Annotated in this window: 18 protein-coding genes; 10 read left to right on the top strand and 8 right to left on the bottom strand. The window is 72.1% G+C overall.

The genetic code is table 11. From position 1 onward, the window contains the following. Positions 1 to 40: 40 nt before the first annotated feature. From STRVI_RS23740 to STRVI_RS23725, 4 genes are all read right to left on the bottom strand, one after another. Positions 41 to 1,873: a glycoside hydrolase family 15 protein gene (locus tag STRVI_RS23740; protein ID WP_014058171.1), complete on the bottom strand. Its 1,833-nt coding sequence runs from the start codon at positions 1,871 to 1,873 to the stop codon at positions 41 to 43. A 242-nt stretch (positions 1,874 to 2,115) separates the two neighbouring features. Further along, positions 2,116 to 3,054 (bottom strand): ATP-grasp ribosomal peptide maturase, encoded by a 939-nt coding sequence (gene tgmB, locus STRVI_RS23735; RefSeq protein ID WP_014058170.1) that lies wholly within the window; start codon positions 3,052 to 3,054, stop codon positions 2,116 to 2,118. A gap of 15 nt (positions 3,055 to 3,069) precedes the next feature. After that, positions 3,070 to 3,261, bottom strand: coding sequence for a putative ATP-grasp-modified RiPP (tgmA, locus tag STRVI_RS23730; protein WP_014058169.1), 192 nt, complete (start codon positions 3,259 to 3,261; stop codon positions 3,070 to 3,072). 229 nt (positions 3,262 to 3,490) lie between these two features. Continuing rightward, positions 3,491 to 4,282, bottom strand: coding sequence for a class I SAM-dependent methyltransferase (locus tag STRVI_RS23725; RefSeq protein WP_014058168.1), 792 nt, complete (start codon positions 4,280 to 4,282; stop codon positions 3,491 to 3,493). 313 nt (positions 4,283 to 4,595) lie between these two features. Here STRVI_RS23725 and STRVI_RS23720 point away from each other — a divergent pair, with 313 nt between their 5' ends. Continuing rightward, positions 4,596 to 5,861, top strand: a complete 1,266-nt coding sequence (locus STRVI_RS23720) for a sensor histidine kinase (protein WP_050993736.1) — start codon at positions 4,596 to 4,598, stop codon at positions 5,859 to 5,861. Continuing rightward, the gene (locus STRVI_RS23715; RefSeq protein ID WP_014058166.1) at positions 5,858 to 6,583 is read left to right on the top strand and encodes a response regulator; all 726 of its coding nucleotides are present in this window, start codon (positions 5,858 to 5,860) and stop codon (positions 6,581 to 6,583) included. Before STRVI_RS23720 ends, STRVI_RS23715 begins: the two co-directional genes overlap by 4 nt. 5 nt (positions 6,584 to 6,588) lie before the next feature. Here the strand turns inward: STRVI_RS23715 and STRVI_RS23710 are convergent, their stop codons facing one another. Further along, positions 6,589 to 7,650 (bottom strand): mechanosensitive ion channel family protein, encoded by a 1,062-nt coding sequence (locus STRVI_RS23710; RefSeq protein WP_014058165.1) that lies wholly within the window; start codon positions 7,648 to 7,650, stop codon positions 6,589 to 6,591. Positions 7,651 to 7,942: 292 nt separating this feature from the next. Between STRVI_RS23710 and STRVI_RS23705 the strand changes: the two genes are divergently transcribed. Then, on the top strand, positions 7,943 to 9,139 hold the full coding sequence (locus STRVI_RS23705) for an MFS transporter (protein ID WP_014058164.1): 1,197 nt from the start codon (positions 7,943 to 7,945) through the stop codon (positions 9,137 to 9,139). 110 nt (positions 9,140 to 9,249) lie between these two features. Here STRVI_RS23705 and STRVI_RS23700 read toward each other — a convergent pair whose 3' ends face one another. Continuing rightward, positions 9,250 to 10,161, bottom strand: a complete 912-nt coding sequence (locus STRVI_RS23700) for an endonuclease/exonuclease/phosphatase family protein (RefSeq protein ID WP_014058163.1) — start codon at positions 10,159 to 10,161, stop codon at positions 9,250 to 9,252. Positions 10,162 to 10,439: 278 nt separating this feature from the next. Here STRVI_RS23700 and STRVI_RS23695 point away from each other — a divergent pair, with 278 nt between their 5' ends. Next, positions 10,440 to 11,447, top strand: coding sequence for a sulfotransferase family protein (locus STRVI_RS23695; protein WP_014058162.1), 1,008 nt, complete (start codon positions 10,440 to 10,442; stop codon positions 11,445 to 11,447). Between the two features lie 104 nt (positions 11,448 to 11,551). Here STRVI_RS23695 and STRVI_RS23690 read toward each other — a convergent pair whose 3' ends face one another. Next, positions 11,552 to 12,478 carry a LysR family transcriptional regulator gene (locus STRVI_RS23690; RefSeq protein ID WP_014058161.1) on the bottom strand — a complete coding sequence of 309 codons (927 nt, stop codon included), beginning with the start codon at positions 12,476 to 12,478 and terminating at the stop codon, positions 11,552 to 11,554. 297 nt (positions 12,479 to 12,775) lie between these two features. Between STRVI_RS23690 and STRVI_RS23685 the strand changes: the two genes are divergently transcribed. The 6 genes from STRVI_RS23685 to STRVI_RS23660 are packed head-to-tail and all read left to right on the top strand — an operon-like array spanning position 12,776 to position 19,801. After that, on the top strand, positions 12,776 to 13,795 hold the full coding sequence (locus STRVI_RS23685; protein ID WP_251982724.1) for an aminotransferase class I/II-fold pyridoxal phosphate-dependent enzyme: 1,020 nt from the start codon (positions 12,776 to 12,778) through the stop codon (positions 13,793 to 13,795). Next, positions 13,792 to 14,820 (top strand): polyprenyl synthetase family protein, encoded by a 1,029-nt coding sequence (locus tag STRVI_RS23680; RefSeq protein WP_014058159.1) that lies wholly within the window; start codon positions 13,792 to 13,794, stop codon positions 14,818 to 14,820. Before STRVI_RS23685 ends, STRVI_RS23680 begins: the two co-directional genes overlap by 4 nt. A 4-nt stretch (positions 14,821 to 14,824) precedes the next feature. Continuing rightward, complete coding sequence (locus tag STRVI_RS23675) at positions 14,825 to 15,823, top strand: UbiA family prenyltransferase (protein WP_014058158.1); 999 nt, start codon at positions 14,825 to 14,827, stop codon at positions 15,821 to 15,823. Between the two features lie 35 nt (positions 15,824 to 15,858). Beyond that, a complete protein-coding gene (locus STRVI_RS23670; protein ID WP_014058157.1) occupies positions 15,859 to 17,622 on the top strand; it encodes a prenyltransferase/squalene oxidase repeat-containing protein in 1,764 nt (587 codons plus the stop codon). Then, entirely contained in the window at positions 17,619 to 18,923 is a 1,305-nt protein-coding gene (locus STRVI_RS23665) for an FAD-dependent oxidoreductase (protein WP_014058156.1), read from the top strand. Before STRVI_RS23670 ends, STRVI_RS23665 begins: the two co-directional genes overlap by 4 nt. Positions 18,924 to 18,937: 14 nt before the next feature. Next, the gene (locus STRVI_RS23660; RefSeq protein ID WP_014058155.1) at positions 18,938 to 19,801 is read left to right on the top strand and encodes a TauD/TfdA dioxygenase family protein; all 864 of its coding nucleotides are present in this window, start codon (positions 18,938 to 18,940) and stop codon (positions 19,799 to 19,801) included. Between the two features lie 10 nt (positions 19,802 to 19,811). On the opposite strand, the gene STRVI_RS23655 is transcribed toward STRVI_RS23660, so the two are convergent. Further along, positions 19,812 to 20,639, bottom strand: coding sequence for a lytic polysaccharide monooxygenase auxiliary activity family 9 protein (locus STRVI_RS23655; RefSeq protein ID WP_014058154.1), 828 nt, complete (start codon positions 20,637 to 20,639; stop codon positions 19,812 to 19,814). Positions 20,640 to 20,689: the final 50 nt, after the last annotated feature.

Genomic DNA, 20,689 nt, shown 5'->3' with positions numbered 1-20,689 from the left:
GGCCGGCCACTCTATCCAGCGGTCCGCCGGGCCCGCGTGATCAGCCCAGGGCCCGGTCCAGGTTGAACGCGGCGCTGATGAGCGCGAGATGGGTGAACGCCTGAGGGAAGTTGCCGATCTGCTCACCGGTGCGGCCGATCTCCTCCGCGTACAGCCCGACATGGTTGGCGTACGTGAGCATCTTCTCGAAGGCCAACCGCGCATCGTCCACCCGTCCGGCCCGGGACAGCGCCTCGACGTACCAGAACGAGCAGATCGAGAAGGTGCCCTCCTCACCGCGCAGCCCGTCCGGGCTGACCTTGGGGTCGTAGCGGTAGACCAGCGAATCGGACACCAGCTCCTCGCCCAGCGCGTCCAGCGTGGACAGCCATTTGGGGTCGGTGGGGGAGATGAACTTGGACAGCGGCATCATCAGCACCGAGGCGTCGAGCACCTCCTCGCCCTCGCGCTGCACGAAGGCGCGCCGCCGCGGCGACCAGCCGCAGCGCATGATCCGGCGGTAGATGTCATCGCGCGCCTTCGACCAGCGGGCCATGTCCGCGGGCAGGCCGCGGTGGCGGGCGATGCGCATCGCCCGCTCGATCGCGACCCAGCACATCAGCTGCGAGTACAGGAAGTGCTGCGGGCCGGCGCGGGTCTCCCAGACGCTCATATCGGGCCGGTCCCAGTTGTCGCAGACCCAGCCGACGGCGTCGCTGACGGTGTCCCAGTGGTCGCTGGCCAGCGGCTGCCCCCATTTGTCGTAGAGGTAGAGGGAGTCCACCAGCGCTCCGTAGATGTCCAACTGGAGCTGGTGGACCGCCGCGTTGCCGACCCGGACCGGGGCGGAGCCCTGATGGCCCTCCAGATGGGGGAGCGTCTGCTCGGGGATCTCACTGCGGCCGTCGATGCCGTACATGATCTGCATCGGGCCGCCGGGGCCGTTATCGAAGCTGATGTCCTCGGACAGGAACCGGACGAACGCCTCGGCCTCCTGGGCGAAGCCCAGCCTCAGCAGCGCGTAGATGCAGAACGCGGCATCGCGGACCCACACATACCGGTAGTCCCAGTTGCGCTCGCCGCCGATCTGCTCGGGCAGGCTGGTCGTCGGGGCCGCCACGATGGCGCCGGTCGGCGCGTAGGTGAGCAGCTTGAGGGTGAGCGCCGAGCGGTGCACCATCTCCCGCCACCGCCCGCGGTAGCGGGACTGCGAGAGCCAGCGCCGCCAGTAGCGCACGGTGGCGTCGAACAGTTCGTCCGCCTCCGCCTGCGGACAGTGCCGCGGCTGCACCGTGCCGCCGATCCGGTCGAGCGCGAAGACCGCGGCCTCGCCCTCGACCAGCTTGAACGTGGAGACCACATCGGCGCCGTCGGTCTCCACGGCGACGCTGGACGTGAGCGCCAGCGACAGCTCGGGGGACTCGAAGATCGTGAGCCCCTCCTCGGCGCGCACGGTATGCGACTGCCGGGCGTAGTCGAACCGGGGCGCCACCCGTGCGGTGAAGGGCAGCGATCCGCGAACGCACAGCACCCGGCGGATCAGCCGGTGCCGGTCCGCCTCGCGTGAGTCGTCCACGATCGGCATGAAGTCCTGGACCTCGGCGACCCCGTCGTCCGCGAAGAAGCGGGTGATGAGGATGTTGGTGTCGGGGAAGTAGAACTGCTTCGTCCGGGCGGGCACCTCCGGTGTGAGCCGGAACGAACCGCCGCGGTCGGCGTCCAGGATCGACGCGAACACACTGGGTGCGTCGAACCGGACCGGGCAGTACCAGTCGATGGTGCCGCGGGTATCGACGAGCGCGGCGGTGCGCAGATCGCCGATCAGACCGTGCTCGGCGATCGGCGCATAGCGGGACGCGTCCGTCGGGCGGCGGATGGGGTCGGCGACGGTCATCGGAACCTCCCACGCTGAGGGAGGGGCGGGAAACCCTGGGTAGCGCGGACTCTCGCTTCAGGATACGACCGACGGGCCGGTCCGGCGCAGCGCCGCCCGTCTGCGTAGCCGGTCGCCACGCTCTGTGCACAGGAGTGCTCGGGGGCGCCCCGGGCCGGCGCGAACGCGGACGGGACCGCCGTCGCACGCCGGCTCGGTGATCACCGCGCCACCTCCGGAGACACGGTGCTCCGGCCCCGTCGTCACCGGTGGGCGGCGCCGGGTGCCGCCAGCCAGGACGCGACCGCCGCCGCGATGGGCTGACCGGTCTCCAGCTCGACAAAGCCGAATTGCCCGCCCTGGTTGCACTCCAGGAACCACCAAAGGCCATCGGCGTCCTCGGCGAAGTCGAAGGCCCCGTAGGCGAGACCGGTGAGAGCCATGTACTCATGAACGGCGCGCACGATTCTGGCGGGCACATCCACGGCTTCCCAGCGGTGTCCATGACATCCATAGCGCCCGTCCACCTGCCCCGAGGCGGCGGTCTTGCGCGCGGCGAATAACTCGCTGCCGACGCAGATCAGCCGGATGTCGGCCACTTTGGGAATGTACCGCTGAAGAAGGGTCGCCCCGGCCGCGACATCGGAGAAATCCGTGTCCGGTCCGATACGGGTAGTAGGCAGTGCGACCGGCGGATCGGCGGTCGGTGGACCGGACGCGGATTTCACCACGATGTCCGAGCACTGGATGGCGAAATCGCGCGCCGCGCGTGGATAGGTGGTGACCAGAGTCGAGGGCACGGCGAAACCGCTGTGCTGGGCGACCCGCAACTGGAACGGTTTGTGCCGGGCCGGTTCGGCGGCCGCTGGATGGTTCATCCAGCGCGCCGTTGTCCCGTAGAGCATCCCGTAGAGCGCCTGTCCGCACTCGGCCGTCAGCCACTCCGATGCATTCGCCGCGTGGGCCGCGGGGCGGCCCGGCCTGCGCACCCAGATGGACCGCACGCCGTGGATGCTGACGAGGCGTCCCTCGGTCGACAGATATCCCGTGAAGTCACCGCGATCGAATTCGACCGACAGCCCGGCCTGATCCGGAAGGTCGGCTGGATCGAAACGCACCAGAGGGACGCCTTGTTCGCGCAGCTCTGCCACCACCAAGTCGGCGGTGACATCCTGGCGACAGGTCAGGATGAGTACCGTCATCGACGTATGCGCAGGTCAGTCGTCGAAGTGCGTCTTCGAACCCGCTGTGGACGTGGTGGTGCCGGTGGCCAGCAGCACCGCACGGTCGGCGATGGCCGGACGCCCGTCGGAGAGGACATTCAACTGCAGGGCGGCGTCATAGGCGTAGGTAACGCTGACCGACGACCGCTCGGCAGGGATTGCGTGCTTCAGTACGAAGGGCTGCATGAGTGACCTCTTGGTGCTCCATGTATTCGTCTATCCACCACGCAACAGTACGTACTAAAAGTCTACGGCACTCCCTGGCAACGATTTTGTCCTCTGTGTTGCGATATGAAGTGTGTCACAGGATCCCAGTGGAACCTCAACGCCCGATTGAACGTCAACATATGCCTCAGGTATTGCGTCACCGAATAGTCGGCCACCGCAGAGGGAGCACCGGCTGAGGAACGGCGGGTCAGGACGTCTGAGCGGCCTCGCGGTGGGTGATACGGATCTTCGACTGGCCGTGCGGCAGCTCCTCCCAGTCCGTCATGAACCGGGCCGCCAGACCGTGTTTCTCCGCCAGCGCGATGAGCGTCTCGGTGCGGTAGTAGAAGTCCTCCCGCAGCACCTGGTGTTCGACGCCCTCGGTGCGGTCGAAGGTGAAGTCGAACCAGCCGCCGGGCGCCATGACGCGGCCGACATGGGCCAGGCACTCCTCGATGACGGGCAGCGGCGAGTGCGAGAAGACACTGTGCGCGTGCACCACGTCGAAGTGGGCGTCGGGCAGGAAACGCAGCGTCAGATCGCGGACCGGGGTGAGGGTGGGACGGCGGCCCTGCAGCCCCTCGCGCACCAATGTGTCCTGTGCGGCCGCGAGGATCTCGGGCGAGATGTCGACGCCGTAGTAGTGGCCCGGCTGCAGATGGCCGATGAACCGCCAGCCCGCCCGTAGATTGCCGCAGCCGATCTCCAGCATCCGGTGTTCCGGCCGCAGACCGTGGTCCAGGAGATAGTCGAACTGCATCGCGCCCAGCGCCAGCCACCGCTCATGGCTGCGGCTGCCGACCGCCGCTTCCGGGCTGGTGCGGGTGTCGGACCGCATCACCGCGCGGTAGTACGCGACGTGGTCGGGGTAGCGGTAGCGCAGCCAGGCGTCCCGGGTGGCACGGAACAGGTGGCGCGGTACGCGCTGCGGGTGGCGCAGTGCGTAGGAGACCCGGTGGCCGAGGGCGGAGCGGTTGACGCCGAGGTTCTTGGCGGGCATGTGGACTCTCTCGTGGTCGTCGTACGGACGCGCGGCGGACGATGCGTTCCCGCGTCGCTGTTGTCGGTACCAGCCTCGGCGCCGTGGCGGCGGCGCGGATCGGCGGAGCGGTCCAGGTCCGGACGCGGTCCGGGTGATCCCCGTATCAACCGATCGGATGATGCGGCGTCCGGTCCGGCGCGTTAGGACTGGCTGAGGGAGTGATCCCAGAAGGACCGGAGAGGTCCGCAGTGAAACCGGGAGAGTTGGGAGGCCAGGGGTGCGGTCGGCGGTCAGGGCGGTCGGACGGTCAGGATGGGCGCCGTGGTCGGCGATGTGGTCGGCATGGTCCGGGCGGTCCGGGACCGACGGCGTGGACGATCCGGATGAGCGGTGGCTGACGGCGGTCCTGCACATCGCGTTCTTCCTGCTGCTGGGCTCCTCGCTGGTCCGCTATCTGATCCGGGACACCGGCACCCCGCCGAACGGCTGGGTCATCGCCCTCTTCGTGGCCTTCGGCGCGCTCTATCTGCCCGGCCGGTGGCCGGCGCCCGCGCCCAGCCCCGGTGGCCGGCCCTCCGGCCGCTATCTGGTCTGGCTGACAGCGGTGCTGGCCGCATGGGTCGCGCTGCTGGTCCTGGCGCCGAGCGCCGCATGGTGCGCCATGCCGCTCTTCTTCACCGGTCTGCACACGCTGCCCACCCGGTTCGCGGTGCCCTTGGCCGCCGTGCTCACCGCGCTCGTCGTCACCTCGAAACTGCGGTTCATGCACGACGGCTTCGACCCCAACGCGCTGATCGCGCCGCCCGCCATCGCCGCCGTGGCCGCCGCCGTCCTCATTCATCTGCGGCGCCAGTCGGCGCGGCAGCGGGTGCTGATCGACGATCTGGTCCGCACCCGTCGCGATCTGGCCGCGACCGAGCGGCGGGCCGGAATCCTGGCCGAGCGTCAGCGGCTGTCCTCGGAGATCCATGACACCCTCGCCCAGGGCCTGTCCAGCCAGCGGATGCTGCTGCAGGCCGCCGACCGCACCTGGGAGACGGATCCGGAGGCGGCCCGAGGCCATATGCGCGACGCGGCGGAGATCGTCTCCCGCAGCCTCGCCGAGGCCCGCCGGTTCGTCCAGGACCTGGCCCCGGCCGACCTCGCCGAGCGCTCCCTGGCCCAGGCGCTCGGCGCGCTCGCCGAGCGGGAGAGCGGCGCGGGGCAGACGGTGGACTTCCACCTCGACGGCCCCCTCGGGCCGCTGCCCGAGCGGGTGGCGGCGGCACTGCTGCGCATCGCCCAGGGCGCGCTGGCCAATGTGCGGGAGCACGCCGGGGCGAGCCGGGCCGCGCTCACCCTGACCTGTATGGGCGACCAGATCTGTCTGGACATCGCCGATGACGGCCGCGGCTTCGACACCGACGCCGTCCCCGCGCCAGGAGCGGACCGGTCGCGCGGACACGGGCTGCGGGCGATGCGGGTCCGCGTACGGCAACTGGGCGGCACGCTCACCGTCGAATCCGCACCGGGCGAGGGGACCGTCGTCTCGGCCGCGATCCCCGTCGAGCCCCTTCCCGCCCTCGTCCCCGACCGTCCCGTGGAGGCCACGGCATGAGCCCGACCCCATCCCCGTCGTCCGGCGCTGCTCCGAGCGCGGATGCGGCCGTGTCCCCGTCGCCCGGCCCCGCCGCGGGCCCGGTCCCGCCCGCTCCCGCCATCCGGCTGCTGCTCTGTGACGACCACGCCGTGGTGCGGGCGGGGCTGCGGGCGCTGCTGGCCAGTACCGACGGCATCGAGGTGGTCGGCGAGGCGGGCAGCGGCGAGGAGGCCCTCGCCATGGCCGCCCCGCTCCGGCCCGATGTGGTGCTGATGGATCTGCAGCTCGGGGAGGGCATGGACGGGGTGACCGCCACCCGGCGGCTGGTCTCCGGCGACCCGCCCGCGCCCCGTGTCCTGGTGCTCACCATGTTCGACACCGACGCCGACATCACCCGTGCCATCGAGGCCGGGGCCACCGGCTATCTGCTCAAGGCCGAGCGGCCGGAGGAGCTGTTCGCGGCGATCCGCAACGCCGCCTCCGGCCGTACCGCGCTGTCCGCCCCGGTCGCCGACCGGGTGCTGGCCCGGATGCGCAGCCCGCGCCCCGGGCTGTCCGAGCGGGAGCGCGACATCCTCCGGCAACTGGCCCGTGGCCTGGGCAACCGGGAGATCGCCCGGGCCCTGTTCATCAGCGAGGCCACGGTCAAGACCCATCTGGGTCGGATCTACGGGAAATTGGGGGTCGAGACCCGGGCCGGGGCGGTGGCGGTGGCCACCGAGCGGCGGTTGTTGCCCTGACGGCGTCAGATCGCCGAACGGTCCAGCAGCGGCAGCCGGTCCTGGTCGGGCAGGACGAGCGTACGCGTGGGCAGCGGGATCTCGATGCCCTCGGCGCGGAACCGGCGGTGCAGCTCCTTCATGAACTCATGCTTGATGAGGTACTGGTCGCTGAACTCCAGGGCCCGCAGAAACACCGAGAAGTCGATGCCGGACTCTCCGAAGGTGTGGAAGCGCACGCTCGTCTCGTGGTCGACGACCCCGCCCTCGACGCCGGACATCACCTTCCCGGCGACCTCGATGGTCACCCGCTCCACCTGGTCCAGATCGCTTCCGTAGCCGACCCTCGCCTGGACCATGACCGACATCTGCTGCTCGGGCTGGTGAAAGTTGGTCATGATGGTGTTGCCCAGCTTGGCGTTCGGGATGATGACGAGATTGTCCGACAGTTGCCGCACCGCCGTGTTGCGCCAGTTGATGTCGACCACATAGCCCTCCTCCCCGCTGCTGAGCCGGATGTAGTGGCCGGGCTGCACCGTCTTGGAGGCCAGGATGTGCACCCCCGCGAAGAGGTTGGCCAGGGTGTCCTGCAGCGCCAGGGCGACCGCCAGACCGCCCACGCCCAGGGCGGTGAGCAGCGGTGCGATCGAGACGCCCAGCGTCTCCAGCAGGATCAGCACGCCCATCGCCAGCACCGCGATCCGCGTGATGTTGACGAAGATGGTGGCCGTTCCCGCCACCCCGGAGCGGGACAGCGCCAGCGAGCGCACCATACCGGCCACCACCCGCGCCGCGGTGACCGTGCTGACCAGGATCAGCACGGCCTTCAGCGTCTGATTGACGTCATGGCCGACCGTGGCGGTCAGCGGCAGCGCGGCGGCCGCGGCGGCGACACCGGCGGCCATCGACGCCCACGGCGCCAGTGTGCGCAGTGTGTCGACGATGATGTCGTCGCCGCTCCACCGGGTGGAGCGGGCCCGCTCACCCAGCCAGCGCAGCGCCACGCGCAACAGCACACCACCGGCCGCGCCGCAGACCAGCGCCGCCCCGACGACGATGACATCGTGCAACGTCAGGTCCCGGTTCATCGGCTACCGCCCGCTATGCCGGAAAGCGCGTCAGAACCGGCCGTGCGGCCGGCGGTCGTCGGTGCGGCCTCCGGTCTGGAGTTCTGTGGAATCACGTTGTCACCTGTTCGTGCCTGGGTTGTACGGGCTGCGCCGTGCGTACATGTGTACGGCTCCGGCGTGAGGTGCCATCCTGCCGCATGCGATCAGGACCGAATGACGGGATGCCCCGCTACCGCACGTAACCCGCCAGGAAGGCGGCGGCGCGCCACCGCATGTGACGGAGAGGTGATGTGTGGTGGAATCGGGTCGTATGGAAAGCCGGAAGGGCGTGGAGAGGGGATGGCCGTTCCTCGCGGCCGCCTACGCCTTCGTGGTCACGATGTGCGGTACGACGCTGCCCACCCCGCTCTACTCGCTTTATCAGCGGGAGTTCGGCTTCTCCTCGTTCATGGTCACGGTGATTTTCGCCGTGTACGCGGCGGGGGTCATCGTCGCGCTGCTGCTGCTCGGACGGATGTCCGACTTCATCGGGCGGCGGCCCGTCCTGCTGGCCGCGCTGGCACTGTCGGGCCTGAGCGCGGTGTGTTTCCTCCTCGCCGGCGGACTGCCGGAGCTGTTCACGGGCCGCACCCTCTCGGGGCTGTCCGCCGGTCTGGCCACCGGCACCGCCACCGTGATGGTGATCGAGCTGGCCCCCGAGCCCCGGCGCCGTGCCGCCACCCTCCTCGCGACCGGGGCCAACCTGGGCGGCCTCGGTGTCGGCCCGTTGCTGGCCGGCCTGCTGGCGCAGTACGCCCCGGCGCCGCTGAAGCTGGTGTTCGTGGTGGACCTGGCGCTGGTGGCGGTGGCCGCCGCCGTGGTGCTCGCTCTCCCGGAGACCGTACGGACCCGAGGGCGTCCGCCGCTGAGGCCGCAGCGGCTGCGGGTGCCCAAGGAGATGCGCGCGACGTTCGCGGCCGCGGCGATGGCGGGGTTCGCGGGCTTCGCCACACTGGGCCTGTTCACCTCGGTGTCGCCCACGTTCCTGAGCGAGGTGGAGGGGGAGAGCAATCTCGCGGTGGCCGGTGCCGTGGTGTTCTCCGTGTTCGCCGCCTCGGTCGCCGGGCAGGCGCTGGGGCGGCGGCTGGGCCCGGGGCGGTCGCTGCCGGGAGGGTGCGCGGTGCTGGTGGCCGGTATGGCGGCCATCGCGGTCTCGCTGGCGATCGCGTCGCTGGCGCTGCTGGTGCTGGGCGCCGTGATCGCGGGGACGGGCCAGGGGCTGTCGTTCCTCGCCGCCGTACGGGTGGTGACCGAGCGCAGCCCGGCCGACCGGCGCGCCGAGGTCACCTCCGCCCTGTTCGTGCTGATGTATCTGGCGATCTCGATTCCGGTGATCGGCGTGGGGGCGCTGTCGCTCGCGGTCGGGCTGCGCTCCGCCGGGCTCATCTTCACGGGCTGTGTGGCGCTGCTGGCCGTGGCCGCCCTGCTGCGGCTGCGGGGGATCTCCGACGCGGCATCCAGCCGCTGAGCAGGCACTCCGAATGCGGCGGGGACGGCGCGCGGCGCGGCGAACCGCTCGATCCGCCCCCAGGGGGAGCGGATCGACGGCATCACGGCATTCGGCGCGGGCGCCTCGCGTCACAGCTCCAGGACGGTCCGCACCGGCAGATGGTCGCTGGGGTACTGGCCGTCCCCGGAGTAGGTGTCGATGACGGCGTGGTGGGTGCGCACACCGGGTGAGGTCAGGATCCAGTCGATCCGGTCGCCGTCCGGGACCAGCGGGCCAAAGCCGTGGAACGTCCCGTACAGCGGGCCGCGCCGCTCGGCGGTGTCCCACGAGTCCACCAGCGTGCCGCCGTGCAGCATCGCGTCGTAGACCGGGTTGCCATGGGCCGCCACATTGAAGTCGCCGGTCACGATGCGGGGGAGCGCGGAGTCCAGCCCGCCGAGCCGCTCGGTGATCAGAGCGGCGGCGTGGTCACGGGCGTTCTGGCTGCGGTGGTCCAGATGGGTGTTGAGGGCGTAGAACTCCTCGCCGGTCCGCCGGTCGTGGAAGCGCACCCAGGTGACCATCCGGACCACGGCCCCGCCCCAGGTGTTGGAGCCGATCACATTCGGGGTGTCGGACAGCCAGAAGTGGTCGTACTCCACGGGCTCGAGCCGCCCGGTGTCGTAGAAGACGGCCATGAACTCGTCACGGCTGCCCCCCATCCGCCCGGTGCCGATCCACGCGTAGCGCTGTCCGAGGTCGTGGGCGATATCACGGAGCTGGCCGTACAGCCCCTCCTGAGTGCCCAGCAGATGGGGCCGGGCCCGGCGCAGCAGCTCCCGCATGACCGGGCGGCGCCGGCCCCAGGAGTTGGGCTCGCTGTCGCCGGCGTAGCGCAGGTTGAACGTCATGACGGCCAGCCGCGAACCGTCGGCGGGGGCGACCGGGGCGGCGGGGACCGCCGTGGCCACGTACTGCGGCTGGGAGGCGAGCGGAAGCGCGGCGGCCGCCGCGGCCGCGACGCGCATACCGTGACGGCGGCTGAACACAGGTGCGGGCATGGCTCCTCCAAGGTCTTGAAGGTGCGGTGACGGACCCAGTGTCGGACCCCGCGGTGTGGGGGGTGTGTCCTGCGGTGGCCGTCCGGTGGAACGTACGGTCACGCAGAGCCGACCTCAAGAGCGCGGGCGGACCCCACCCGTGACGGCGGACCCACCCGTGACGGCGGACCCACCCGTGACGGCGGGCCCATCCGTGACGACGAAAGTGGCCGGGGATGCGCGGTGGCGGCGATGGGTAGAGAAGGGCGGTAGCTGTCGAGACGGAAGGGGCACCTGGGGTGACGTTACGGCCGCTGACCTTCGTCGTGGGGACCGGACGATGCGGTTCGACCGCTCTGTCCCGCGTCCTGCGGCTGCACCCGGATCTGCTCAGCGTGAGCGAGCTGATCGCCGCACTGGAGCCGGACGCGCTTCCCGAGGCGCCGCTGACCGGAACGGAGTTCTGGCGGATCCTCGCCACTCCGCGGTCGTTCGCCAACCGCGTCATCCGCGACGGCATTCCGCTGCCGGAGTACCGGTATCCGCATGTCAAGGGGCGGTTCTCGGTGGCGGGCGGAGGCATTCCGGCTCTGTGCATGATGACGCTGCCGCATTTCACCGACGACCCCGACGCGCTGTTCGACGCGCTGGAGCCGGAGCTGTCCCGGCGGCCCGCCGCCCCGGTGGCCGATCACTACCGAGCGCTGTTCGACCTGCTGGGGGAGCGGTTCGGCGGGCGGGCCATCGTGGAGCGTTCCGGCTACTCGCTGCGGTCGGTGCCCCGGCTGAGGGAGGTCTTTCCCGAGGCCCGGTTCGTCCACCTGCACCGGGACGGCGCCGACTGCGCGCTCTCCATGAGCCGCCACCCCGGATTCCGGCTGATCCAGTTGATGGCGGAGCGCGCCGAGGCCACCGAGGACCTTCCGGCCGGTCTCGACGCGCTGCTCAGCGACGATGACGCCGATCTGCGTCCGCTGTACGAACGGACCGTACCTGTCGCCGAGTTCGGCCGGTTGTGGTCGCACACGATCGTGGAGGGGCTGGCGCATCTGTCCCAGCTCCCGGCCGCGATCCGGATGTCCCTGTCGTACGAGAGCCTGCTCGACGCGCCCGAGCGCGAGCTCACCCGGCTGGCCCACCACCTCGGCGTGAAACCCCTCCCGGAGTGGCTGGCGGCCGGAAGCGCCCTGCTCGACGGCGACCGCCGGGGCACGGCGGCCGCGACCCTGTCGCCCACCGAACTGGCCGCCCTCCGCGAGAGCTGCGCCCCCGGCGCCCGGGCCCTGAGCCTGGCCGGCGCCGGATGAGATAGCCGCTCCGGTGTGCGGATGAGGTAGATCCGGTATGCGGATGGGCTAGCTCCGGCGCGTGGATGAGATTGCTCCGGCGTCGGGACGGGCTAGCTCCGGCGTCAGGCCGTCGCCGCCTCGGCGACCTCCCCCGACTGCTCGACGGCCACCGCCCGCAGCGCCTCCAGCAAGGCGGCCACCGCGGGCACCCGCGCCGCTTCCGGCCGCAGCAGCGCGCAGACATGGCGCCGTGGCCAGTCGTCCAGCGGACGCGGCTCGACCCGCGGATCGGGCCGGGGGAGCAGCCCGAGGCCGTCCATCAGGGCGATGCCCACCCCGTCGCCCACCAGGCCGAGAGTCGTCGCCTGGTCATCAGTCGTGGTCACCACCCGCGGCTCGAACCCCGCCTCCGCGCAGCGCCGCAGCAGCCGCTCGCGGTCCCGCTCCAGGATCCACCGCTCCCGCGACAGATCGGCGAGGCCGACGCTGCGCCGCCCCGCGAGCGCATGGCCGCGCGGCAGCAGCACATGGCGGCGGTCGACCAGCAGCGGGACCCGGCGCAGCGGGCTGTGTGCGGTCCCCGAGGCGTCGCCCGTCTCATCGTCGGCGACGATCGCCAGATCGGTCTCGCCCGCGTCCAGCAGCCGGTACGCGTCATGGGAGTCGGTCTGGCCCAGCTCCACCTCCACCTCGATACGGGAGGCGCCCAGCCTGGCCAGCGCCGCGGGCAGCACGGCGACACAGACGCTCTGCACCGAGGACATCCGCACCCGGCCACGGGTGCGCGCGGCGAGCGCCTCGAACTCGTTCTCCACATCCCGCAGCCCGGCCAGCACGTCCTGGGCGCGCTCGGCGAGTCTGTGGCCCGCGGGCGTGAGCCGTACCCCCCGTCCCGCCTTGACCGTGAGCGGCACGCCCACGGCACGTTCCAGCGCGCGCATGTGATAGCTGATGGCCGGTTGGGTGTAACCGAGACGGTCCGCCGCGGCGCTGTACGAGCCGGCGCGACAGACCTCAGCGAGTACGGTGAGCTGGCGAAGATCGATCACTACAGGACGATAAAAATCGTTTATCAATTCCCGTAAGACTCTAATTGGACGCGTGATCGAGAGACCGTCAAAATCATGGTGACGGATTTCGCCCGCACCCGCTCATTGATCTGACCGATCGGACACGGCCCCACCCGCACTGGCTGCCCGTACGGTCACAGCCCGCCCACAACGGTTTCCTCCCCACCGATCCGGCCGGACCGGCAAGGGGACCCGGGCGCGGTGACTTTCCTCCCTCCGCCCGAATCCCCCGCTGGAATGGATGGATGGTGCCCGATGCATGATGGCTGGAATCGCATGACTCCGGTGGTCGCGGAGAACAATCCCTTCCACCAGATGTCGCTCAACGAAACCGTTCACCCCCCGCTCCCCGAAGTGGTGGACGCCGTCCTGCGCACCGCGCGGACCGCTCACCGTACCCTGGATGCCCTCGGCACCGGGCTCTGTCAGGCCCTCGCCGGACATCTGGGAGTGCGCCCGGAACATGTGCTGGCCGGACCGGGTTCCGGCGCGCTGCTCCAGCAGTTGTTCTCCACCCTCACCGGACCGGATACGGACACGGTGCACGCCTGGCCCTCGTGGGAGGCGTACCCGATGATGGCGGCCAACGCCGGATCCACCACCGTCCGGGTGCCGCTCACCGGATACGACCACGATCTGAAGGCGATGGCCGACGCCGTCACCGACCGCACCCGCATGGTCCTGCTGTGCACCCCCAACAACCCCACCGGCACCGCGCTGGACCAGGAGCGCATCCTGCGCTTCCTCGAGCGGCTCCCCGCGCATGTCACGGTCGTCATCGACGAGGCCTACCGGGACTTCGCCGATCCCGGCGCCGTCGCCGACGGCATCGCACTGCACCGCGCCGATGAACGGGTCTGTGTGGTGCGGACGTTCTCCAAGTCGTACGGGCTGCTCAGCCTGCGGGTGGGCTATCTCGTGGCACATGAGCCCGTGCTCGCCCCGCTCCGCTCGGTGCTGCCCTTCTACCGGGTGAGCGCCGTGGCGCAGGAGGCCGCCATCGCCGCGCTCGGCGCCCAGGAGCAGGTGCTCCGGCAGTGCGCCGAGACCGCCGAGGAGCGCGACCGGCTCCATCGGACCCTGCTCGACCAGGGCTGGGAGGCGCCCGCGAGCCAGGGCAACTTCCTGTGGCTGCCCATGACCTCCGGTGTGGAGCGCTTCACCCAGTTCTGCGCGGACCACGGCGTGGTGGTGTGCGGCAAACCGGGCGAAGGGGTACGGGTGACCGTCGCCGAGCCCGCCGCCAACCAGGCGTTCGCGGAGCTCGCCGGGAAGTACCGGGAGGCGTCCGTATGACGCCGCCCGACGTCGCGGTCACCGATGTGGCCGACCCGCTGGCGGAGGCCGCACCGACCATGGAGCTCCTGCTGCGCGAGCTCGACCGGCGCTGGCCGCCGGAGGCCGAACGCCTCCACCAGATCTCCCGGTACGCCCTGCTCCCGGCGGGAAAGCTGCTGCGCCCGCTGCTGCTCATGGAGTCGGCCGAGGCGGTGGGCGGCGGCGGACCGGCCGTCGTCCCGGCCGCGCTGAGCGTGGAGTACCTCCATGTGGGATCCCTTGTCCACGACGATGTCATCGACGGCGACGCGACGCGGCGGGGCCGTCCGTCCGTCGTGGCGCGCTACGGCACCGCCGACGCCATCGTCACCGGGGACGCCCTGATGCTGGGCATGTTCGGCGTGCTCACCGACGGCGCCGAAGAGGCCGGCGGGCTGCCGCCGGGCCGGGTCCTCGGCGCCGTGCGGGTCTTCGCCCGGGCCGGCGTCGACCTGTGCCGCGGCCAGTCGATGGAGGGCGAACTCCGCGGCGACCTCGGCTGCGGACTCGACCGGTATCTCACCATGAGCTCCCTGAAGACCGGGGCGCTGTTCCGGGCCGCCTGCCGGGGCGGGGCGATCCTGGGCGGCGGAAGTCCCGCCCAGCAGCACGCGCTCACCGCCTATGCCGAACATCTGGGGCTTGCCTTCCAGATGCACGACGACCTGCTGCCGTACACCAGCGACCCCCGCACCACCGGCAAGTCCGCCCTCAGCGACATCGCGGCCGCCCGGCCCACCTTCCCCGTCCTGCTCTGCCACGCCATGGCCGGCGCCCCGGGCCGCGCCCGGCTGGAGGCGGCGCTCGGCGGCGCCCTGCCCGCCGCCGACGCCCTGCGGACGGTGCACGAACTGCTGGAGACGACCGGCGCGCTCGACGCCGCGCGGGACCAGGCCACCGCACAGGCGGACCGGGCCACGTCCTGTCTGGCGGAGCTGCCCCGCTCCCGGGCCACCGCCGTGCTCGCGGCGGTGGCCGATCTGTCGGTCAGCCGGGACCGGTGACACCGTGGCGGCCCCGCGCACCGCACTCCTGGCCCATCTGCAGACCTGGCGCCCGTACACCCTGTGGTACCCCGGGCTGGTCGGCCTCGCCGGAGCCACTCTCGCCGGATCACACCCCACCACGGGGCAGTTGCTGGTGGCCTGGGCCGCGCCGACCCTCGGCTGGGTCGCCGGCCACTATCTCGGCGACTACTACGACCGTGACCTCGACGCGCTCAGCAAGCCCCAACGCCCCATCCCCTCGGGCCGGTTGAGCCCACGAGCCGCCGTGGCCACGGGCATCGGCTGCGTCATCGCGGTGGCCGTGCTGGCCCTGTGGGCCAACTGGCGCGCCGTGGCCGTGGCCGCCGCCGCCATGGCGGGCATCGTGGCCTACAGCCGGGTCCTCAAGGGACGTGGCCTGTCGGGCAATCTCATACGCGGCGTGCTGACCGCGCTCACCGTGCTCTTCGGCGCGATGGCCGTCCAGCCGTGGCCACCGTGGCGGGCGCTGCCCTTCGCCCTGGTCTTCCTGGCCCATGACACCGCGTCCAACCTCGTCGGCACCCTCCGCGACGTCGACGGCGACCGCGAGGGCGGCTACGCCACCGTGCCGGTGCGCCAGGGCGTCCGGCGCGCCACCCACACCGCCGCCGCGCTGTATCTGGGCGCCGTGGCGGTGGCCTGCGCCGCCACCGGGCTGGTGCCCAAGGACACGGCCGGCTATCTCGTGCTGCTGTCGGCGGCGGCGCTGTGCGGCGCGGGCGCCTTCGGGCTGCTGCTGCGGTCACCCGGACACCTCGCCCCCGCGCTGGCCCTGCGCGCCCACGCCGTCCTCGTCGCCGAACGCCTGGTGCTGGCCGCGGCGGTGGTGGCCGGGGGCGCCGGTACGGCACCAGCCCTGGCGCTGCTGACGCCGCTCCTCACGGTCAGCGTCATCACCCAGAGCCGGATGCGGGCCCGGCATGAATTCCCCGCCCCCTTGGCCGACGGCGGGCCCACCCTCCCCGATCCACGCCCCTGAAACACCGCGCGCCACCAGCAGAAGGGTCCGCTCCCATGCCCGCTTCCGCCTTGACCGAGAGCGTCGGCACGGCCGTCACCGCCGGTACCGAGGCGCTCCTCGCCCACCGGCGCGACGACGGCGCCTTCGTCTTCGGCGCGCACCACGCCTCCCCGCTGAACACCGCCGGAGCCCTCACCGCACTCCACTTCGCCGATCCGGAGGGCTCGGCCGAGACCATCGAGCGCGGTGTCACCTGGCTGTGCGAGACCCAGCGGGACGACGGCGGCTGGGCCATGCGCGGGGTGCCCACCGAACCCCTCACCACCGCGCTCGCCGCCGCGGCGCTCCACCTGCTCGCCCCCCGCCGGGCGGCGACGGCCGTACACGCCGCACGGGCCCGGTTCGACGAGCTCGGCGGCTCCGGGGCCGTCCCGGAACCCGCGATGACCGCCCTCATCCGCCAGTTCCACACCTTCGCCGGACTGCCCCACGAGGGTGCCCAGCGACGGCTTCCCCTGGAACTGCTGCTCTTCCCCGGCCTCAGCCGCCGCCTGCTGAGCCTGCGGCTGCCGATCTACGCGAGCCAGGCGCTCGCCCAGTCCGCCCACCGCCGCCGCGGCCCGGCCGGCCGCGCCCTGGACCGGCTGGCCCGGCCGAGGGCCCTGGCGATCGTCCATGACGCCTACGAACGTGAGGGCGCCACCGGCGGGTTCAGCACCGACCCCTGGCTCACCGGACTCATCTGCCTGGGCCTCGCCCGCTCCGGCCAGGCGCCCGGCCTGGTCCGCGCCGCCGCCCGCTGGCTCCGCTCGGCGGCGAACCCCGACGGCTCCTGGGATCTGATGCCCCTCGACGTGACCTGGACGAACTTCGCCACCGCCGCGCTGATCGAGGCCGGTCACGCGGCTGACCCGCAGCTGATCGGCACCCGCGAGATGCTCCACCGCCACCAGCAGCCCGAGCCGTTCGACGCCCTCGGCTGCCCGGCCGGCTACTGGGGGTTCTCCAGCCCCCGGAGCTGGCCGATGGCCCTGGAGACGGCCGAGTCCAGCGCCATCCTGCTGAAGCTGCCCGGCGGCGCGGACGACCGCCACGTCCGCGCCGGGCTGGCGTGGCTGACCGCCACCCAGGACGGGGCCGGGTCCTGGAGCCTCGCCGTACGGAACAGCAAACCGGGCGGCTTCGGGCCCTGCCCCCAGATGACCGCCAAGGTCGTGGGCGCACTGCTCGATTCCGGGGCCGGGGCCGACGACCCGCGCGTGGCCAAGGCGGTGCGCTGGCTGCTCGGCCGGCAGCGACCCGACGGATCGTTCGAGGCCATGTGGTACCGCGGCGGCACCCCCGGCACCGCCGCGGCGCTGGAGGCGCTCAGCCGGGCGGGCCGCACCGGGGAACACCACCGGGCGGCGGCCCGGGCCAGGGACTGGCTGCTGCGCACCCGGCACCCCGACGGCTCGTGGAGCACGGGCGAGGGCACCCGGCCCGGCACCGTCGAGGAGACCGCCTGGGCGCTGCGCGGGCTGCTGGCCGCCGGGTTGAACCCTGCCGACCCTGCCGTCGCGGCGGCGGCCCGATGGCTCGTCGACGCCCAGCGGGCGGACGGCGGCTGGACCCCGGGCCCGGTCAACGAGTACGTCCGCGGCTGTGCCCGCTACGCCGACGACGGCATCGCGGCGGGCCTGGCGCTGCGGGCCCTCGCCCACTACCGCTCCGCGGAAGCGGCGGAGGCCGCGGGAGCCACCGGCGGGTCCGGCGCCCTGGGCACAACCCCCGGCACCACCGACACCACCGGCATCGGCGAAGGAGGCCGGAAATGAGCCCCGATGTGCTCGTGTGCGGGGCGGGCGTCGGCGGTCTCGCCGCGGCCCGCGCGCTCGGCGGCCTGGGACTGGACGTCCTGGTGGTCGACAAGCAGCCGAAGGTCCGTCCGATCGCCAAGGGAGAGGTGCTCCAGCCGGGCGCGCTGCGCCTGCTGCGCTCCTGGGGCGTGGAGAAGCGGCTCGACGCGCAGGGGGCGGTCCGGCTCGGACGGCTGGTCGTCCGCGATCCGCGAGGCACCGCGCTGATGTCCCTCGACTACGGCCAACTGCCCGCCCCCGACCAGTGGTTGCTGGCCCATGACCACACCGCCATCCTCGCCGCCCTGGCCGAGAGCCTCGGGCCGGGTGTCGAACTGCGCCGGGGTGTCCGCGCGGAGGCGCCGCTGCGCGACGACTCCGGCCGGATCACCGGACTGCGGCTGGCCGAAGGCGGCAGGGTCTACGAGCAGCGGGCGCCACTCGTGGTCGCCGCCGACGGCATCTCCTCACGGCTGCGGTCCTGGGCGGGCATCGAGGCCAAACGGGCCGACTATCCGCACCGGCTGGTCTCCTTCGACATCGGCGACGCCGACGCGGCGGCGCGGGCCGACGACTTCTCCGCGTATGTCACCGACCGGGGGCTGCGGCTGCTCTATCCACTGCCGGGCGGCCGGCTGCGGCTCTACCTCCAGGCCGGGCCCGATGAGCTGCGCGGGGTCACGGCACGTGGGGGACTGACCGACTGGGCCGCCCGGGCGCTGTCCCAGGTGCCCGCCCTGGAGCCGCTGACCGCGTCCCTGCTCGCCCATCTCGGCAGCCGCCAGACCCTGCCCGTCGGGCGGCTGCTGTCGCCCCGGCTGGCCGGCCGCGGACTGGCGCTGGTCGGCGAGGCCGCGTACGCCGTCCATCCGATGGCGGCGCAGGGCATGAACACCGCCATCACCAGCGCCGGTGCCCTCGCCGAGCGGCTGTCGGGCCAGTTGGAGCGTACGGGCGGGATGTCGGCCGCGGCGGTGGACGCGGCGCTGCGCGACTACCACGAGCGGCAGTTGCCCCTTCTCACCCAGGCGGCCAGGACCAGCGGCAACGCGGCGCGGATGGTCACCGATCTGTCGTGGCGCGGCCGGGTCCTCGGGCGCCGGGCCGTCCGTCATACCGGCGCCAACCCCCGGCTGCTGCACACCGTCACCCACAACATGTCGGGCCTCGGCCCGCGCCCGCTGACTCCGCTGGACCGGCTGCAGCAGCTCGGTCTCCTCCCCGATCCGCGCGCCCACCGAGTGCCGACCGCCCCGGCCGGCCGACCGCGACCCATGTGAGGACGGTTTACCGCATGCCCACTTCCGAATTGATGGTGACCCCCGTCTCCGGAGCACTCGGCGCGGAGATCCGCGGTGTCGATCTGACCGAGCTCACCGATGAACTCTTCGAGCGCGTCCACGAGTTGCTGCTGGGGCACCTCGTCGTCTTCTTCCCGGGCCAGGAACACCTCACCCCCGAGGCGCATATCGCCCTGGGGCGGCGGCTGGGGGAGCTGGAGGTCCATCCGTTCCTGCCGAAGGTCGAGGGCCATCCCGAGATCGTCGTCCTGGACGCGGACCAGGGCGCCAAGGCCGACGAGTGGCATATCGACGTGACCTTCCAGCCCAATCCGCCGGTCGCCTCCATCCTCCATCTGCAGGTGTGTCCCGCCTCCGGCGGCGACACCATGTGGAGCAACCAGTACCTGGTCTACGAGACGCTCTCCGAGCCGATGCGCGAACTCCTCGACGGGCTCACCGCCGTGCATGTCCTCAACACACCGCAGACCGGCGAGCACTCCGCCGAACACCCGGTGGTGCGGATCCACCCCGAGACCGGCAGGCGCTCCTTGTACGTCACCCGCATGTGGACCTCGCACATCCCGCAGCTCAGCCGCCCGGAGAGCGACGCCCTGCTGCAATACCTCTTCGAGCACTCCGAGTCGCCCCGGTTCAACTGCCGCTACCGCTGGCAGCCCGGCGCCGTCGCGATGTGGGACAACCGCGCCACCCAGCACCTGGCCGTCAACGACTACACCGAACCCCGCAGGGGACAGCGGGTGACCGTCCTCGGCGACCAGCCCACCGGCGACACCCCGCGCTGGAAGGAGTACCGGCCCGCGCCCGACGAGCGCTACTACCCGCGCCACGTCACGGCCCGCCACGGCTACCGGTGACAGCAGCCCGTCAGCGGCTCGGGCGTCGCCGCCGTACGATGGCGGCGACACCCGCGCCGAGCACCAGCACGGACGCACCACCGGCGAGCAGCACGGGAGTGCTGCCGCCGTCGTCCCCCTCGGACGTGGCGGAGGTGGCGGAAGTGGCGCGGGAGGCCGCCGAGGCGTCGTCCGATGAGGGGGCTTCCGACGAGCGGGCCTTGGATCCCAACACCACATCGGAGCAGGAGTAATAGGTGTCCGGGGTGCTGGTGTTCCGCCAGATCGTATAGAGCAGCTGACGGCCGGTCCGGTCGGCGGGCAGCGTGGCCTTGATGCGGTACGCGTCGTCGACCAGCGCGGGGTCCTTGGCCGTGGCGAACGGCTTCGCCTCCAGGTCCGACCACTTCAGCGGCCGCGCGGGATCATAGCCCTCCTTGGTGAGATACAGCTCGAAGGTCCCCGTGTGCGGGATCGTCGACCGGTAGGTGAGCGTGAGATCGGCCCCGGCCGACAGCCGCGTCGAAGGCCAGTCGGCACGCACCAGATCCAGCCCCCGGTACGCCTCCAGGCCCCCGCTGCACAGCTTCCCGTCCGGGACCCGCTCCCGGTCCCTGCCCGCCACGCCCGCGATGCGCAGGTTGTCCCAGTCCGCCGCCTCCGGACCATTGGCGGCCCGAGCCGCCCGGCACGCCGCCGACCGGGCCGCGCCCCCACCCTCGGGGGAGCAGGCGAACGTCCGGCTTACCGGGTCCGTCGGCGCCCCGTGCGCCTGGGCGGGCTGAGCGGCCAGCGCCGTGAACAGGCAGGGGAGGGCCCCGAGAAGAGCGCCCACGGCGGCGGTGCGATGCGAGGTCATCCGGTGCGGCCCTCCGGGTCGGTTCTACGGGACGGGCGCGTCGCCCGTCC

This window comes from Streptomyces violaceusniger Tu 4113, assembly GCF_000147815.2.
In the GTDB taxonomy this organism is placed as follows: domain Bacteria; phylum Actinomycetota; class Actinomycetes; order Streptomycetales; family Streptomycetaceae; genus Streptomyces; species Streptomyces violaceusniger_A.
This window is presented reverse-complemented; position numbering and strand designations above follow the sequence as displayed.